Here is a 15674-nt window from a genome sequence, read left to right on the forward strand (position 1 = left end):
ACCACCGCGGTGCAGTGATCGTCGCGCTCAGTGACCACCGGCACCGGCTTGCGGCTCGCTCGGTGCGCTACGTGCATAACGTGCGGCCACGAACGCGCAGACGATCAGCTGCAGTTGGTGGTAGAGCATGATCGGCAACACGATCGCACCGAGGCCGCCGCCGGCGAACATCACCTTGGCCATCGGCACGCCGGTGGCCAGGCTCTTCTTGGAGCCGCAAAAGACGATCGCGATCTCGTCGGCGCGGTTGAAGCGCAGGCGGCGCGCGATGAAGGTGATCGAGAGCATCGCAACGGCCAGCAACAGCGCGGCCGCACCGAGTACGGCGAGCAGGGCCGGCAACGGCGTCTTCTGCCAGAGCCCTTCGTTCACCGACGCGCTGAAGGCGGTATAGACCACCAGCAGGATGGTGCCCTGGTCGGTGTAACGCAGCACGGCGCGATGCCGTTCGACCCAGCCGCCGATCCACGGACGCAGGAAATGCCCGGCCAGGAATGGCACCAGCAGCTGCAGCATGATCTTGCCGATCGCCTCGGCCGGGTGCGCCATCGCGCCTTGGCTGCCGACCAACAGACCCATCAACAATGGCGTCAGAAACACGCCCAACAGGCTGGAAAGCGAGGCTGCACAGACGGCGGCCGGCACGTTGCCGCGCGCCATGGAGGTGAAGGCGATCGACGATTGCACCGTGGATGGCAGCGCGCACAAAAACAACAGGCCGACATACAGCTCCGGTGTCAGCGCCAGATGCGCGAGCGGTTTGGACAACACCCCGAGCAGCGGAAACAGCACGAAGGTGCAGGTCAGGATCACCAGATGCAGGCGCCAATGCAGCGCGCCGGCCTTGACTGCCTCACGCGACAACCGCGCGCCGTGCAGGAAGAACAACGCGGCGATCGCCACATCGGTGACATTGTCCATGATCGCGGCAGCGGTGCCGTAGACCGGCAGAAACGAGGCGAGCGTGACCGTGCACAGCAGCGCGAGGGTGAATGGATCAATGCGCAACCGCGCCAGCAGCTTCTTCATCGGGGTCCCGGAGAGTGCGCGATCAGGCGCGTGGTGCGCGTCATTCTACGATGCACGGTGGCCTGGGCAGCGCGCACAACAACCTGGCCTTCCTTGATAGTGGCAACCCGCCCTACAACGCAGCGAGCGCCTTGAACAGCTCGCGCAGCTCGTATTTGTCGGTGTCGTCCAGTCCTTGCGCGCGCTGCTTGTCCTGTAGTTCGTCCAGGCGCTGACGCAGCAATTGCTTGTCCAGTTGCGCCACCACGTCATGCAACTCCATCGCCCAACTGTGTTCGTCGCCGGGCAAGACCTGTGCGGCCAGTTTCTGCAGCGCGGCCTGTTCTTCGCGTTCGGCGAAGTGTTCCAGCAGGGCGCCGGTGCTGATTTCCGGGCGTTGCCGCACCAGCGCCAGCAGCTCCATCAACAGGTCGATGCCAGGCAGGCGCAGGCCGGAAAAATCGTGATCGCCTTCCAGGCTCATTGCCAGTGACGGTTGCTGCAGCAGGATGGCGATCGACGCGCGCACCAGGCTGCGTTTTTGCGTGGGCGCGCCCATGCGTGCGGGCGGCCGCCCTTGTGGCATGGACGTTTGCGTGGAGGTGCTGGCGCCCACACCGGTCAGGCGCGACAGTTCCTGCCTCATCAGATCGCCGAACGCACCTTCGGGAATCTGCGCCAGCATCGGCTTGGCGCGTTCGGCCAGCCGGGCCTTGCCATCGAGCGTGTGCAGGTTGATCTCGCGCGACATCTCGTCGAAGAAGAACTGCGACAGCGGCGTGGCCTGTTTCAGACGTTGATCGAAGGCCTGCGCGCCTTCCTTGCGCACGATGGTGTCCGGGTCTTCGCCATCGGGCAGAAACAGAAAGAACGCCTGGCGGCCGTCCTTCATGCGCGGCAGCACCGATTCGAGCGCGCGCCAACCGGCCTTGCGGCCGGCGTTGTCGCCGTCGAAACAGAAATACACATCCGGTGCGTTGCGAAACAGCAGTTCGGCATGTTCGGGTGTGGTCGCCGTGCCCAGCGTGGCCACCGCCTGGGTGACGCCGAACTGGAACAGCGAGACCACGTCCATGTAGCCCTCCACCACGATCAGCCGTTCGATCTTCTGATTGGCCTGGCGCACCTGCCACAGGCCGTACAGCTCGCGGCCCTTGTGGAACAGCGCGGTTTCCGGCGAATTGAGGTACTTCGGGCCGGGGTCGCGGCCATCGGCCGGCGCGCCCATGATGCGTCCGCCGAAGGCGATCACGCGGCCGCGGCGGTCGAAGATCGGGAACATCACCCGGTCGCGGAACTTGTCGTAGACGTGGCCGCGATCGTTCTTGGAAAACAGGCCGGCGCGTTCGAGCACGCTCATGCGGCGCGCATCGGTGCCCAGGGTGTCCTTCAACGCGCTGTAGCCATCGGGCGCGTAGCCGATCTGGAAGCGCGCCCGGTTGTCGGCATCCACGCCGCGCCCGTCCAGATAGTCGCGGGCGCGGTCGCTGCCCTCGAGCTGACGCTGGAAGAACTGCGTTGCCGCTTCCAGTGCCGAATACAACTCGCGGCTGTCGTCCTGCTGCTGCGGGGTGCGTTGCTGGGTCTCGCGCGGGATTTCCATGCCGGCGCGCTTGGCGAGCTCGTCGACCGCATCGAGAAATTCGAGGCGGTCGTAATTCATCAGAAAACTAATTGCGGTGCCGTGCGCGCCGCAGCCGAAGCAGTGATAGAACTGCTTGGTCGGCGAGACCGTGAACGAGGCCGAGCGCTCGTCATGGAACGGGCAGCGCGCCGAATATTCCTTGCCCTGACGCTTGAGCGGCACGCGACCGCCCACCACCTCGACGATGTCGGTGCGTGCAAGCAGTTCGTCGATGAATGCGTCGGGGATGCGGGCCATCCCGCTAGGATATCCCAGCCGCTGGCGCTCGCCGGATTCAGCGAACGAAGGCCCTTAGAGAGCGAAGGCCCTCAGTGCGCGACTGTGTGCAGCCTTGCCACATACACGGCACAGGCCGCGCCGGGCGCAATCAACTGCGTGCCGGCGTTTCCGGCTGCGGCGTGACGCTCGGTTCGTCGACCGCCGGCGGCAGGTTGTCCGTATCCACCCCGGCCTCGCGCAGCTTGCGGTGCGAGCGCACGCGCTCGTCGATCACGGCGGTCAGCAAGGCGCCGACGAAGAACACCACCGAGGCGTAGTACATCCACACCAGCAGGATCACCAAGGTGCCCATCGAGCCATACGCGCTGCCGGGTGCCGCCTTGGCGATGTACAGGCCGATGCCGTAGCGCCCCAATGCAAACAACAACGCGGTGATGACGCCGCCGACAAAGGCCTGCCGCCAGTTCACGGTGCGATCGGGCAGATAGCGATACAGAAAGGCGAAGGCAAGCGAATACAGCGCCAGGGTGGTGACATACCCGATCGCCGGCAGCACCGAGGGCAGGCGTGCGAACACCACTTGCAGCGCGGTGGTGGCGATCATCGACACGATCAACAAGAAGCCCAGCGCCAGGATCACGCCGAACGAGAACACGCGCTTCTTCAGCCATGCCACGACGCCTTCCAGACGCTCCTTATCGGTGCGAAAGATCAGGTTCAATGCGTTCTGCAACTGCGCAAACACCGCAGTGGCGCCGATGAACAGCAACAGCGTGCTCCACAGCCCGGCCAGCGAGCCCACGCCGGGTTGATCGGTGGCATTGCGGATCACCGTGTCGGCGACTTCCGCTGCGCTACCGCCGGCCAGTTGCGCAATCTGCTGCACCAAGGCTTCCTGCGCAGGCGGATACAGCGATGCAGTCAGCCACAGCAGCAACACCAGCAGCGGTGCCAGCGACAGCAAGGCGTAGAACGACAGCGACGCGGCCTGCGTCATCACGTCGATCTCAAGAAAGCGATTGAGCAGTGCCATCGGCAGGCTGCGTTGCAGGCGGCCCAGATGCTTCTGCAGGTGTTCGGTTGAGAGCTTCGTCACCGGCGGGGGAAATCCTTGGGCATACCGTGATGCGTGCAGGGGTTAGAGGACGAAACCGGTATGCGGAATGCTTCGCCCGCGCCTGCATTGGCGGACTTGTTCTAACAGGGCCGAATCGAAGGTCTGGTGAAAGCGGGCGCTGGATGTCGCGCGCACGATGCGGCACCGAGATAGCCTTGGCTTGCGCGGCGATCTGTACTGCCCTGGCAATCCAGCACAGGGCAATGCGCAAGGCAGACTTCAGCCTGCCAGAGTCTTCTTGACCAGGGCCGAGACCAGGCCCATGTCGGCCTGACCGGCCAGCTTGGGCTTGAGCGCGCCCATCAGCTTGCCGATGTCGGCCGGGCTGCTGGCACCGGTTTCTGTAATCGCAGCCTGGATGGCGGCGACGATCTCGGCTTCGCCCATCTTGGCCGGCAAATAGCGCTCGATCACCACGATCTCCTCGCGCTCGATCTGCGCCAGGTCTTCGCGCGCGGCGGCTTCGAACTGGGTGACCGAGTCCTTGCGTTGCTTGACCATCTTGTCGAGCACGGCGATCACGGCCGCATCGTCCATCTCGATGCGCTCGTCCACTTCCTTCTGCTTGATCGCGGCATTGATCAGCCGGATCACGCCCAGGCTGTGCTTGTCGCCGGATTTCATGGCGGCTTTCATGTCATCGGTGAGCTGCTGCTTGAGGGGCATGCGGTGACTCCTAAGGTTGCGTGTTAAAAAAAGACCAATACAAAAAGCCGGCGACGCTTGCGCGTGCCGGCTCTTGGGTTCGATCCCGATGAGCCGCGCCTACAGCGCATGCCCACCGGCAGGGAACCGCGTTCGATCAGTACAAGCGCTGGCGCTTGGTGACGTCGCGCGAGGAACGACGCAACTGACGCTTCACAGCAGCGGCAGCCTTGCGCTTACGCTCCTGGGTCGGCTTTTCATAGAACTCGCGCTTGCGGGTTTCGGCCAGCACGCCGGCCTTTTCGCAGGTGCGCTTGAAACGGCGGAGCGCAAATTCGAAGGGCTCGTTCTCGCGGACTTTAACGCTGGGCATGGGTTCTCCAGATAATGGGATTTCCGTCCGGGAGCCCCGGGCGGGTGCGAGCGGACTCGCGTGACGGAATTTCCGGGTTGCCCCGGCGAGCCGCGCATTATAACGACTTGCCAACGACCTGCAAGCCCCCAGCAAGATTTGCTTCTGCAGGCCTAGAAACGCGTGGGTTTGGGCCTGATCCAGCAATGATCGCACGGCGGCGCAGCATATCGCCCCTGGCCGATCTGCGCAGCGCAAAAGCTGCGAAAATAGGCCGCATGTGCCTGTCTGCCGAGTTGCCGTGAAAGTTCTTGGGATCGAATCATCCTGTGATGAGACCGGTGTGGCGGTCTACGACACCGCGCTGTCCGGCGTGCCGGCGCTACGCGCGCATGCGGTCTACAGCCAGATTGCGCTGCATGCCGAATACGGCGGGGTGGTGCCGGAACTGGCCAGCCGCGACCACGTGCGCAAGTTGCTGCCGCTGATCCGCCAGACCCTGGACGAGGCCGGCTTGCGCATCGACGAACTCGATGGGGTGGCCTATACCGCAGGCCCGGGCCTGGTGGGCGCACTCCTTGTAGGTGCCGGTGTGGCGCGCTCGCTGGCCTGGGCGCTGGATGTGCCGGCGATCGGTGTGCATCACATGGAAGGTCATCTGCTGGCGCCGTTGATGGAAGACGACCCGCCGCAGCCGCCGTTCGTGGCGCTGCTGGTCTCTGGCGGCCACACCCAACTGGTGTCGGTCAAGGCGCTGGGGTGTTATGAAGTGCTCGGCGAAACGCTGGACGATGCGGCCGGCGAGGCCTTCGACAAGACCGCCAAGATGATGGGTCTGCCGTATCCGGGCGGCCCGCAGCTCGCTGCCCTGGCCGAAACCGGCACACCGGGACGCTATAAATTCTCGCGACCGATGACCGACCGGCCCGGCCTGGATTTCAGTTTCAGCGGGCTCAAGACCCAGGTGCTGCTGGCCTGGCGCGGCAGCGACCAGTCCGACACCACGCGCGCGGACATCGCACGCGGGTTCGAGGATGCGGTGGTGGAGACGCTGGCGATCAAGTGCCTGCGCGCGCTGGACGCGGCCGATTGCAACACGCTGGTGGTGGCCGGTGGCGTGGGCGCCAACAAGCGCCTGCGCGCGCGGCTGCAGGAGGCGGCGCAGCGGCGCGGCGGCCGCGTGTGCTTCCCACGCCCGGCCCTGTGCACCGATAACGGCGCGATGATCGCCTTCGCCGGTGCGCTGCGGCTGGAGGCCGGCGAGCGCGCCGATGCGGCGGTGCATGTGACGCCGCGCTGGGATATGGCTGGGCTGCCGCCACTCGTGGCGGCGCGGGATTCGGGAGTTGGGATTGGGGATTCGTAAAAGCCCGTTCCTTCGCTTGATGTGTTCCGCTCTTTCCAATCCCCAATCCCCAATCCCCAATCCCCAATCACGGCTCCCCATGGACAAAGTTTTTATCGAAGGCCTGGAAATCGATGCGCTGATCGGCATCTACGACTGGGAGCGGCGCATCCGCCAGACGTTGCGGTTCGATCTGGAGATGGGGTTCGACAACCGCATTCCGGCGGCCAGCGACGACATTGCCGACACGCTGAACTACAAGGCGGTGAGCAAGCGGCTGATCGAGTTCGTGCAGGCCTCTGACTTCGGGCTGGTGGAAACGCTGGCCGAGCGCTGCGCGGTGATCGTGCTGGACGAGTTTGGGGTGCACTGGCTGCGGTTGAAACTGAGCAAGCCGGGGGCGGTGCGCGGGGCGCAGGCGGTGGGTGTGATCATCGAGCGTGAGCGGGCCCGCTGAAGGCACCGACGGCTGCGGCGGTCGGCGATTTTCGATCCATGGCCGAGCCCCGGAAGATCCAAGTGCCGCCTGATCAAGGATTCGCGGCGACGCCGCGGATCCAGAGCGGCAAAGCTCAGTTCAACCGGACTCTACAAATCCCGAATCCCGACTTTCAAATCCCGAAACTTGCATCCTCGCGGTCGCGTCAGGCTAGAATTGACGGCCATGTAAACGTTTTCTCAAGGATCTCATGGCTGCTGATCGCATCGAAACCCTGATTGCCCAGATGACCGTCGAAGAGAAGGTCGGACAGTTGGGTGTGTTCGCCGACATGGTGCGGCCGTTCGCGCCGGACGTGAATCCCGAAGCCAACGTGCTCAACGCCGACGAGGTGCTGCAGCAGGTCCGGCAGGGCCGGGTCGGCTCGCTGTTCAATGGCGTTGGCGCCGCGCTGGGCGTCCAGATCCAGAAAGTGGCGGTGGAAGAAAGCCGTCTGGGCATCCCGGTGATCCTGGCCGCCGATGTGATCCACGGCATGCGCACGGTGTTCCCGATTCCGCTGGGCGAGGCGGCCAGCTTCGAGCCGGAACTGGCCGAGCGCACCGCGCGCGCCACCGCGATCGAAGCGACCGCCGCTGGCCTGCACTGGACCTACGCACCGGCGGTGGACATTGCGCGCGATCAGCGCTGGGGCCGTGGCGCGGAAGGCGCCGGCGAGGACGTGCTGCTGGGCGCGGCGTTTGCTGCCGCCCGCGTGCGCGGTTTCCAGGGCAACGATCTCAAAGCCGCCGATTCGCTGTTGGCCACGCCCAAGCACTTTGCCGCCTATGGCGCGGTGGCGGCGGGCATGGAATACAACACCGTGGACATCGCACCGCAAACCTTGCGCGATGTGCATCTGCCGCCATTCAAGGCCGCCTTCGATGCCGGCGCATTGACCGTGATGTCCTCGTTCAACGACATCAACGGCGTGCCGGCCAGTGCCAACCATGAGTTGCTGACCGAGATCCTGCGTGGCGAATGGCAGTTCCCCGGCGTGGTGATTTCCGACTACACCGCCGACATGGAATTGATTGCGCACGGTTACGCCACCGATGAGCGCGATGCGACCAAAAAAGCGTTCCTGGCCGGCCTGGATCTGAGCATGCAGAGCGGCTTCTATGCTGCGCATCTGCCGTCGCTGGTGGAAAGCGGCGAGGTGCCGATGGCCACGCTGGATGCGAGTGTGCGTCGCATGCTGCAGCTCAAAGAAGCGATCGGCTTGTTCGACAATCCGTATCGCTCGCTGGATCCGGCACGCGAAGCCGATGCCGCGCATCTGCCGGCGCACGATGCGTTATCGCGCGATGCGGCGCGGCGTTCGATCGTGTTGCTGAAGAACGAAGGCGCAGTGTTGCCGCTGAAGAAAAGTGGACAGCACATCGCGCTGATCGGGCCGTTCGTGCAGGACCGCGAGAATATCGAGGGCTGCTGGACGCTGTTCGGCGACAAGGATCGCTACGTAACCCTGGAGCAGGGCGTGCGTGCGGTGGTCGGTGGCGAGCATCTGACTGTGGTGCCGGGCTGCGGCCTGGAAGAGGCGCTGCCAGGCGGGATTTCCGCCGCCATCGATGCGGCGCAGGCCGCCGATGTGGTGGTGCTGGCGCTGGGCGAGCCGCAGCGGTTCAGTGGCGAGGCGCAGTCGCGCACCGAGATCGTGTTGCCGCCGGCGCAGCAGGCGCTGGCCGAAGCCGTCGCCGCCACCGGCACGCCGATGGTGGTGTTGCTGCGCAATGGGCGCGCGCTGGCATTGAGCGGTGCGGTGCGCGATGCCGATGCGATTGCAGTGACCTGGTATCTGGGCACGCAGACCGGCACCGGCGTGGCCGATGTGTTGTTCGGCGACTACAACCCGTCTGCGCGGCTGCCGATCAGCTTCCCGCATGTGACCGGGCAGCAGCCGTATTTCTACAACCATCTGCGCACCGGCCGCCCGGAATTGCCGACCCTGTCCGAGTACAAGGCGCGCTGGCGCGAAATGCCCAACGAGCCGTTGTACCCGTTCGGCCATGGCTTGAGCTACACCACGTTTGCGTATGCGCCGCCGCAGCTGAGCAGCGCGCAGGTGGGTTGGGATCAGGCGCTGACCATCACCGCGCGCGTGACCAATACCGGTAGTGTTGCTGGCGAAGAAGTAGTGCAGCTGTATGTGCACGATCGCGTGGCCAGCCGGGTGCGCCCGGTGCGCGAACTCAAGGGCTTTCGCAAGGTGTTGTTGCAGCCTGGCGAAAGCACGGACGTGGTGTTCACCCTCGCACGCGATGCGCTGGCCTTCACCGACCCCAAGGGCGTTTTCGGCGCCGAGCCGGGATTGTTCGATGTGTGGGTCTGCGCATCGGCCAAGAGTGGCGAGGCAGTGACCTTCGAGTTGCTGGAAGGCTGAAAGCGTGCCCTCCGAGGAAGCCGGTGCGTTGGAGTCACCGCTTTCGGATGACCGTGTTTCTAGTGGCTAGTCATCACCCATTTGCGCTGATGCAGTTGCCGGTAAAAGCGTCGCGTTTGGCCGATGGCTAAGGAACCTCTGAACAACGCACCACAGATACGCGACACTACCCGCCTGATGTTGAGGAGTGATCCATGCAACTGACGTTCGGTGACGCTGAGGGCCTGGGCAAGCGCAAGCAGACCCGGCGCGAGATCTTTCTGGCCGAGATGGAGCAGGTGGTTCCGTGGCAGCAACTGCTCGGTCTGATCGCGCCGCACTATCCGGTATCGGGCCGGCCAGGTCGGCAGCCGTACGCACTGGCGACGATGTTGCGGATTCATCTGCTGCAGCAGTGGTATGCGCTGAGCGATCCGGCGATGGAAGAAGCACTGCACGAGATCCCGACCTTGCGGCGGTTTGCCCAGCTCGGTGGCTTGGACAACGTTCCGGACGAGACCACGATTCTCAACTTTCGGCGCCTGCTGGAGACCCATGGCCTTGCCGCGCGGATGCTGGAAGCGGTCAACGCGCATCTGGCGCGCAAGGGCCAGAGCCTGCGGTCGGGCACGATCGTCGATGCGACGCTGATCGCGGCGCCCAGTTCGACCAAGAATGCCGACAACGCGCGCGACCCTGAGATGCATCAGACCAAGAAGGGCAATCAGTGGTATTTCGGGATGAAGGCGCACATCGGCGTGGATGAATTTTCCGGGTTGGTGCACCACGTCCATTGCACAGCCGCCAACGTCGCCGATGTCACGGTGATGCACACGTTGCTGCATGGCAAAGAAGACAGCGTGTTCGGCGATAGCGGCTACACCGGTGCGGACAAACGCGAAGAACTGCAGGCCTGCAAGGCTGCATTCTTCATCGCCGCCAGGCCCTCGACGATGCAAGCCCTCGGCAACAAACGCGAGCGTGCTCGGGAAAGACGTTGGGAACACTTCAAGGCCAGTGTGCGCGCGAAGGTGGAGCATCCATTCCGGGTGATCAAGCGCCAGTTCGGCTACACCAAGGTCCGCTATCGCGGCCTGGCCAAGAACACCGCGCAGGTGCTGACCTTGTTTGCGCTATCGAACCTGTGGATGAAGCGAAAGCAGTTACTGCCGACGATGGGGAACGTGCGCCTGTAACCCGGGCAACACCCTGCAAACGCGCCGGAAACGGCAAAAAAATCGAGGATCTGAGCGCCGTCAGCCTGGTCGATGTGGTTAGGCTCATCCTCCGATGCCGTTGATCAGACCATCCCTAACGCTATGCAGCGCAAATCGCCACCCAAGCAATTCGCTTGATCGTCACAATCGCCAGCGCTCAACGAGCGCATGGCGATGGTGCGAGTCATCACTCAGTGCTGCTACTTGACGCAGCACGCAGTGGCGCAGCGATCAAGGCGATGCACCAACTCACGCATCGTTCTCGACTGCGGCCTTGCTCTTGGGTGTCAGCTTGAGCAAACGCCCGGTGCTGCCACTGGCTTCGTCTTCCAGCAACCACAGCGCGCCATCCGGCCCTTGTTCCACTTCGCGGATACGTGCGCCCATGTCGTAGCGGGCCACTTCGCGCGGCTGATCGCCGAGCGAGACCTGCACCAATGCCATCGACGACAACCCGCCGATGAAGCCGTTGCCGCGCCATGTCGGGAACTGCTTGCCGCTATAGATCACAAAGCCGGCCGGCGAGATCACCGGTGTCCAGCTGATCTTGGGCGCGGCGAATTCCGGGCGGGTGTTGTGATCGGGAATCGGGGTGCCGTCGTAGTTGTCGCCGTTGGAGACGATCGGGTAACCATAGTTGGCGCCGCGCTGGATCAGATTCAGCTCATCGCCGCCCATCGGGCCCATCTCGTGTTCCCACAAGCGGCCCTTGCTGTCGAACGCGATGCCCAGGATGTTGCGATGGCCCAGCGACCACACTTGCGCGGCGACACCGCCTTGCGCAACGAAGGGATTGTCGGCCGGCACGCTGCCGTCGTCATTGAGCCGGATCAGTTTGCCGAGATTGGCTTTCATGTCCTGCGCGGGGGTGAATTTCTGCCGTTCGCTGGAGCTGATCCACAGTTTGCCGGCCTGATCGAATGCCAGGCGGTGCCCGAAGTGCCCATTGCCGGTGACCTTGGGGTCCTGACGCCAGATCACCTTGAAGTCCGACAGCGTGCCGCCGCCGGTGGCATCCAGGGTCAGTTTGGCCCGCGCCACGGCGCCGCCGCGTGTATCGCCTTCGCCAGGTTCGGCGTAACTCACATAGACCAGGCCATTGCGGGCAAAGCGCGGGTGCGCGAGCACATCGCCAAAGCCGCCCTGGCCGCCGTAGGCCACGGTCGGGATGCCGGTGATGGCGCTTTTGCGCTTGGTCTTGGGATCAAGCCGCATCAGCGAGCCGCGTTTTTCGCTGACAAGCAAACTGCCGTCAGGCAGGAAGGTCATCGCCCAGGGTTCGTCGAAATCGGCAACGGTGGTGGCCTGGAACGGCCACTGCGCCTTGGGAATGGACGCCGCCGGGGCGGCTGCGGGCGCTGCAAAAACCGCACCGGTGGTGAACAGCGTGGCCGAGCAGGCCAGTGCAAGCAGACGTCGGACAGACATGTGGTCCTCCAGGGGATAGGGCGCGGTGACGCTGCAGCCCTCCCGCAACGTGTCCCGCGTCGGGTTTTCAAGTACCTTACACGACGCCTTCGAGGCCGCCTTGTCGTAGATCACTTTCTCTGTGAGACGTGTGCGTCCCACCTTCCTGCTCCACCATGAAAAGGAGTTTCCATGGTTGCCACGCAAAAAACCTCGCCTGCTTTTATCGCCGCATCCTGGGCCGCTTTGCTGCTGGGCAGCACTGCCTACCTGATCGGGTTGTGGAATGCGCAGATGATGCTCAACGAAAAAGGCTACTACTTTACGTTGCTGCTGTTTGGCTTGTTCGCATCGGTGTCGTTGCAGAAGAGTGTGCGTGACCGCGCGGACGGTATTCCGGTGACGGGACTGTATTACGCGATCTGCTGGTTCTCGCTGATCATCGCACTGCTGCTATTGGCGATTGGCTTGATCAACGCGACCTTGTTGCACAGCGAGAAAGGCTTTTACGCGATGGCATATGCATTGAGTCTGTTCGGTGCGGTTGCGGTGCAGAAGAACACGCGCGATGCGATGGATGTCGACAACAGGTTGCCTATTTCGCGCGCGGCACCGCCGCCACTGGACTGATGCCTGACCACGCTGAAACAACAACGCCACCTCGACGGTGGCGTTGTTGTTTCAGGGCCTTGACTTGCTATCGCCGGTGACAAAGTCCGTTGCGTTTTCCCAGGCACGCTTGACTGCGTGACGGGCCTTGCTCCAGCTCAAACCTTCGGTGCCGCGATTGGCTTCCCATTCGCGGTGCAATTCGGCTTCTACCTGGTCATAGGCACGGGCGTTTTCACGGATACGTGCTTCATGTCCTGCCAGATAGGCACCCTCGTAATCTTCGTAACGGTCACCTTCGGTGTAATACGGCTCTTCGGTGAAGCGCTCACGCCAATAGTTGGATACGTTCTGGCTGCGGTCTTCGTCCGGCGCACGGCCTGGAATCTGATACGGCACGTTCATGCTCGTCTCCACGGTGAATGTGCCATCTACCGTAGGTGGGCGGGTGTTAAATCCGTTGCCAGGGCAGGTGAGGAGGGCATCAAGGCGTCGGGTCGCAATGAGCGTAGTGAAGCCATCCCCGCGGTCTGGCGATCTGACGTGCTGAAACCAAGGCCTTTGCAATCGGCCGGCTGTCGCCCATCTCCGACCGCATTCAAGTCGCCGCCGATGCGGCCTCGTAAGGCAATGATGTTGCACCCGCAGTCACCAGGCTGGTTTCGGCATGCAGCAGTGATGGCTCGTCGGCATCGATGATCACCAATACGCGCCCGGCCTGAATTTCCTCTTCGAACTGGCGACGGATCGGATCGGGTACGGTGGCCCCGATCAGTGCAGACGACCAGGTGCCGACCAGCGCGCCTGCCAGCGCCATGACGCCGGCCCCGGCAATGGTGAGGCCGATGGGAGGCACTGCGATGGCAACCAGACCGGCGACCAAGCCTGCGGCACCGCCCGTTGCGGCGCCACGCGCGGCAGCGGGAAGAAAATCGGTCTTGGCATTCTTGCGCTCGTCAGGCACGTCTTCCAGCTCGATATCCGAACGGGCAATCAGCGACAGCGCGTCGTTGTCGATGCCTGCGCTGCGAGCGGCCTGCATGACGCGTTGCGCACTAGCGATATCGGGTGTGCTGTAGACACGGCGCAGTTTCATCGCAAACTCCCATGTAGGTGATAGCTGCAGCGTTGGGCGCGTGGGGTTAGGTGTGCGTGAGCCCTGCGCGAGTATGTTGCGAAACCCTTAGACCTGCTTGCGTGGGAACAGATAAAACGCCCAGCCCACCAGCAAGGCGATGCCGGCGGCGGCCAGATTCTGCCAGCTGGCACTGGCCAGCAGGCCAAGCGACAACAGCAGCGCGGCAACGGGAATGGCTGGCCCACCCGGTAGACGCAAGGTGTCGGTACGTTGCCGGTAACGACGCGCCAGCACGATGACCGCTGCAGCCGTGCCGATATACGCAAACAGCCGCGTGACCATCGACAACAGCGCCAGCTGCGTGAACGACCCGGACAACGCCAATCCAAGCGACAACACGCCTTGGGTGATCACTGCCGCTGCAGGGGTGTGGAAGCGCGGATGCACGCGCGCCAGAAATGCCGGGCCATACCCATCTTGTGCGAGCGCGAACAAAAAGCGTGGCCCGAGCATCACCGTGTTGCTGGTGGTGCCGAGGATGGAAATGGTGGCGCCAACGGTGAGGATCAGCGCCAGCGCTTCGCCACCGAAGCGGCTTGCGGCATCGGCCAACGGTGTAGGCGAGGCGGCAAGATTGGGCAGCGTGCCTTGTGCGACGACTTGTACTGCCGCATAGATCAGCGTCACCACGATAATCATGGTGATCAAGGCGAACGGCACATCGCGGCGTGGGTTGCGGTATTCGCCAGCGGCCGCAGGAATATTTTCGAATCCCGCATAGGCGAACAGCAACAACAAGGCGGCTTCGCCTAGATTGCCCAGATCGCGCAGGTCCGGCGTGGTGCCAGCGAAGGCCCAGGACCAATCCACATAGAACAGGCCGATTGCCACGAACAACAGCAGCGGCACCAGCTTGCCGATCACCAGGGCGATGCCGGTGCGCGCGGCCGATTTCACTCCGATCACATTGATGGCGGTAAGCAATCCCAATGAGCCGATCACCACCAGCAGACGTGCCCACTGCTCGGTGGCGACGGTCGGCCAGAACCGCGCGACCGCGTCGGCCAGGCCGTTGCTCAATGCGGCTGCCGAACTGATGCGGGTGAGCCAGATCATCCAGCCGATCTGAAAGCCGACGAAGGGGCCGAACGCCTCGCGCGTGTAGAGATAGCTGCCGCCTGGCGTATCGAAATAACTCGCCGCCTGCGCATAGCACAACACCAGCAAGGCCACCGCCAGGCCGGCCAGCATCACCGCCCACAGGCTCATTGGCCCCAACAATGCGGCAGTGGCCGCCGGCAGCAGATAGATACCGCTGCCGATCACATCGTTGATCGACAATCCGACGATCTGCCAACGGCTAACGACGCGCACCAGCCCAGTGGAATCGGGAGCAGGAACCGGTGTGTTCATCGTGCGGCGTCCTTCAACTTGGGCAGCTGCCACTGTGCTTGCAGGCGTGCGTATTCGGCACGCGGCAACAGCACGAACAGCGGTTTGTCGTCGGGCTTCAACCAAGCCAGCAGGCGTTGCATATCGGCCGGTGCCATTGCAGTGCAGCCGGCGGTGAACTGACCTGGCGTACGCCATAGGTGGGCGAAGATGCAGCTGCCATGACCGGGGATCGCGTTGGGGTTGTGCGCGATCACAAAGCCCTCGCTGTAACGTGCATCGCCGGGATGTTGCAGGTCCAGCCGCATCGGTTCGGTCGAGCCGGCCACTGCGGCCTCACCGACCTGGGCGGCATCGACGATGCGGTTGTACAGCGGCGAGCTCGGTACATCCATGCAGTAGTTGGTGGCAGTCATCGCCTGGTACGGCATCGTGCTGTCGATACTCGGGGCATAACCGAAGGCAGGGCCGATGGCGAAGACACCGGCCGGGCTGCGGCCGTCGCCCTCGCGCTTCTGCAGGCCTTGCGTCTGTGCAGGATGCAGGCCATCGCCCCAGGCGCTGCCATGGCGGCCCAGCGCCACCGCAAATCCTGGTGCGGCCGGTTGCCAGTGGCCATCCACACGGGTGAATGTCTGCAGACGCGCCTGCGTGCTGTTCCAATCCGGTGTGGTCACCACGATCAATGCGCGCGCTCGATTCAGCGCATCGATTGGACCGGCAGCGCCGGCAAGACTGCTGCAGCTTGTCAGCGCCAACAACGCGACGGATCGAAACACGGTGGCAAGGCGCATGCAGGC

15 protein-coding genes are annotated in these 15674 nt (G+C 63.7%); 5 read left to right on the forward strand and 10 right to left on the reverse strand.

The window, feature by feature from the left end; genetic code table 11:
- Positions 1-27: 27 nt before the first annotated feature.
- The 5 genes from NMB96_RS08440 to rpsU all read right to left on the reverse strand — a co-directional run bounded on the left by NMB96_RS08440 (position 28) and on the right by rpsU (position 5007).
- Entirely contained in the window at positions 28-1029 is a 1002-nt protein-coding gene (locus NMB96_RS08440) for a bile acid:sodium symporter family protein (protein ID WP_023905439.1), read from the reverse strand.
- A 112-nt stretch (positions 1030-1141) separates the two neighbouring features.
- A complete protein-coding gene (gene dnaG / locus NMB96_RS08445) occupies positions 1142-2890 on the reverse strand; it encodes a DNA primase (protein ID WP_255086653.1) in 1749 nt (582 codons plus the stop codon).
- Between the two features lie 130 nt (positions 2891-3020).
- Positions 3021-3968, reverse strand: a complete 948-nt coding sequence (locus NMB96_RS08450) for a YihY/virulence factor BrkB family protein (RefSeq protein WP_074056523.1) — start codon at positions 3966-3968, stop codon at positions 3021-3023.
- A gap of 240 nt (positions 3969-4208) precedes the next feature.
- On the reverse strand, positions 4209-4655 hold the full coding sequence (locus NMB96_RS08455) for a GatB/YqeY domain-containing protein (protein WP_255086654.1): 447 nt from the start codon (positions 4653-4655) through the stop codon (positions 4209-4211).
- A 136-nt stretch (positions 4656-4791) separates the two neighbouring features.
- Positions 4792-5007: a 30S ribosomal protein S21 gene (gene rpsU / locus NMB96_RS08460; RefSeq protein ID WP_002808376.1), complete on the reverse strand. Its 216-nt coding sequence runs from the start codon at positions 5005-5007 to the stop codon at positions 4792-4794.
- Positions 5008-5287: 280 nt separating this feature from the next.
- Here rpsU and tsaD point away from each other — a divergent pair, with 280 nt between their 5' ends.
- The 4 genes from tsaD (at position 5288) to NMB96_RS08480 (ending at position 10367) form a co-directional block, all read left to right on the forward strand.
- Positions 5288-6352 carry a tRNA (adenosine(37)-N6)-threonylcarbamoyltransferase complex transferase subunit TsaD gene (gene tsaD / locus NMB96_RS08465; protein ID WP_255086655.1) on the forward strand — a complete coding sequence of 355 codons (1065 nt, stop codon included), beginning with the start codon at positions 5288-5290 and terminating at the stop codon, positions 6350-6352.
- 79 nt (positions 6353-6431) lie between these two features.
- Positions 6432-6788 carry a dihydroneopterin aldolase gene (gene folB / locus NMB96_RS08470; RefSeq protein WP_023905432.1) on the forward strand — a complete coding sequence of 119 codons (357 nt, stop codon included), beginning with the start codon at positions 6432-6434 and terminating at the stop codon, positions 6786-6788.
- A 232-nt stretch (positions 6789-7020) separates the two neighbouring features.
- On the forward strand, positions 7021-9192 hold the full coding sequence (locus NMB96_RS08475; RefSeq protein ID WP_255086656.1) for a glycoside hydrolase family 3 N-terminal domain-containing protein: 2172 nt from the start codon (positions 7021-7023) through the stop codon (positions 9190-9192).
- 194 nt (positions 9193-9386) lie between these two features.
- Positions 9387-10367, forward strand: coding sequence for an IS5 family transposase (locus NMB96_RS08480; RefSeq protein WP_183086593.1), 981 nt, complete (start codon positions 9387-9389; stop codon positions 10365-10367).
- Between the two features lie 270 nt (positions 10368-10637).
- Here NMB96_RS08480 and NMB96_RS08485 read toward each other — a convergent pair whose 3' ends face one another.
- On the reverse strand, positions 10638-11816 hold the full coding sequence (locus NMB96_RS08485) for a PQQ-dependent sugar dehydrogenase (RefSeq protein WP_255086657.1): 1179 nt from the start codon (positions 11814-11816) through the stop codon (positions 10638-10640).
- Between the two features lie 171 nt (positions 11817-11987).
- On the opposite strand from NMB96_RS08485, the gene yiaA reads away from it, so the two are divergent.
- Entirely contained in the window at positions 11988-12425 is a 438-nt protein-coding gene (yiaA, locus tag NMB96_RS08490) for an inner membrane protein YiaA (protein WP_255086658.1), read from the forward strand.
- Between the two features lie 51 nt (positions 12426-12476).
- On the opposite strand, the gene NMB96_RS08495 is transcribed toward yiaA, so the two are convergent.
- The 4 genes from NMB96_RS08495 to NMB96_RS08510 all read right to left on the reverse strand — a co-directional run bounded on the left by NMB96_RS08495 (position 12477) and on the right by NMB96_RS08510 (position 15668).
- Entirely contained in the window at positions 12477-12809 is a 333-nt protein-coding gene (locus NMB96_RS08495) for a hypothetical protein (RefSeq protein WP_255086659.1), read from the reverse strand.
- 193 nt (positions 12810-13002) lie between these two features.
- On the reverse strand, positions 13003-13500 hold the full coding sequence (locus NMB96_RS08500) for a hypothetical protein (protein WP_255086660.1): 498 nt from the start codon (positions 13498-13500) through the stop codon (positions 13003-13005).
- 87 nt (positions 13501-13587) lie between these two features.
- Positions 13588-14895 (reverse strand): APC family permease, encoded by a 1308-nt coding sequence (locus tag NMB96_RS08505; RefSeq protein WP_255086661.1) that lies wholly within the window; start codon positions 14893-14895, stop codon positions 13588-13590.
- A complete protein-coding gene (locus NMB96_RS08510; RefSeq protein WP_023905426.1) occupies positions 14892-15668 on the reverse strand; it encodes a L,D-transpeptidase family protein in 777 nt (258 codons plus the stop codon). Before NMB96_RS08510 ends, NMB96_RS08505 begins: the two co-directional genes overlap by 4 nt.
- Positions 15669-15674 lie beyond the last annotated feature (6 nt).

Origin of the sequence: Xanthomonas hortorum, assembly GCF_024339125.1 — a bacterium.
In the GTDB taxonomy this organism is placed as follows: Bacteria; Pseudomonadota; Gammaproteobacteria; order Xanthomonadales; family Xanthomonadaceae; genus Xanthomonas; species Xanthomonas hortorum.

Excerpts from the sequence above, each read along its gene's own strand:
- dnaG (WP_255086653.1), bottom strand. The coding sequence starts at position 2,890 with ATGGCCCGCATCCCCGACGCATTCATCGACGAACTGCTTGCACGCACC.
- yiaA (WP_255086658.1), top strand. The coding sequence starts at position 11,988 with ATGGTTGCCACGCAAAAAACCTCGCCTGCTTTTATCGCCGCATCCTGG.
- NMB96_RS08495 (WP_255086659.1), bottom strand. The coding sequence starts at position 12,809 with ATGAACGTGCCGTATCAGATTCCAGGCCGTGCGCCGGACGAAGACCGC.
- NMB96_RS08510 (WP_023905426.1), bottom strand. The coding sequence starts at position 15,668 with ATGCGCCTTGCCACCGTGTTTCGATCCGTCGCGTTGTTGGCGCTGACA.
- NMB96_RS08480 (WP_183086593.1), top strand. The coding sequence starts at position 9,387 with ATGCAACTGACGTTCGGTGACGCTGAGGGCCTGGGCAAGCGCAAGCAG.
- NMB96_RS08505 (WP_255086661.1), bottom strand. The coding sequence starts at position 14,895 with ATGAACACACCGGTTCCTGCTCCCGATTCCACTGGGCTGGTGCGCGTC.
- folB (WP_023905432.1), top strand. The coding sequence starts at position 6,432 with ATGGACAAAGTTTTTATCGAAGGCCTGGAAATCGATGCGCTGATCGGC.
- NMB96_RS08500 (WP_255086660.1), bottom strand. The coding sequence starts at position 13,500 with ATGAAACTGCGCCGTGTCTACAGCACACCCGATATCGCTAGTGCGCAA.
- NMB96_RS08440 (WP_023905439.1), bottom strand. The coding sequence starts at position 1,029 with ATGAAGAAGCTGCTGGCGCGGTTGCGCATTGATCCATTCACCCTCGCG.
- NMB96_RS08455 (WP_255086654.1), bottom strand. The coding sequence starts at position 4,655 with ATGCCCCTCAAGCAGCAGCTCACCGATGACATGAAAGCCGCCATGAAA.
- rpsU (WP_002808376.1), bottom strand. The coding sequence starts at position 5,007 with ATGCCCAGCGTTAAAGTCCGCGAGAACGAGCCCTTCGAATTTGCGCTC.
- NMB96_RS08485 (WP_255086657.1), bottom strand. The coding sequence starts at position 11,816 with ATGTCTGTCCGACGTCTGCTTGCACTGGCCTGCTCGGCCACGCTGTTC.
- NMB96_RS08475 (WP_255086656.1), top strand. The coding sequence starts at position 7,021 with ATGGCTGCTGATCGCATCGAAACCCTGATTGCCCAGATGACCGTCGAA.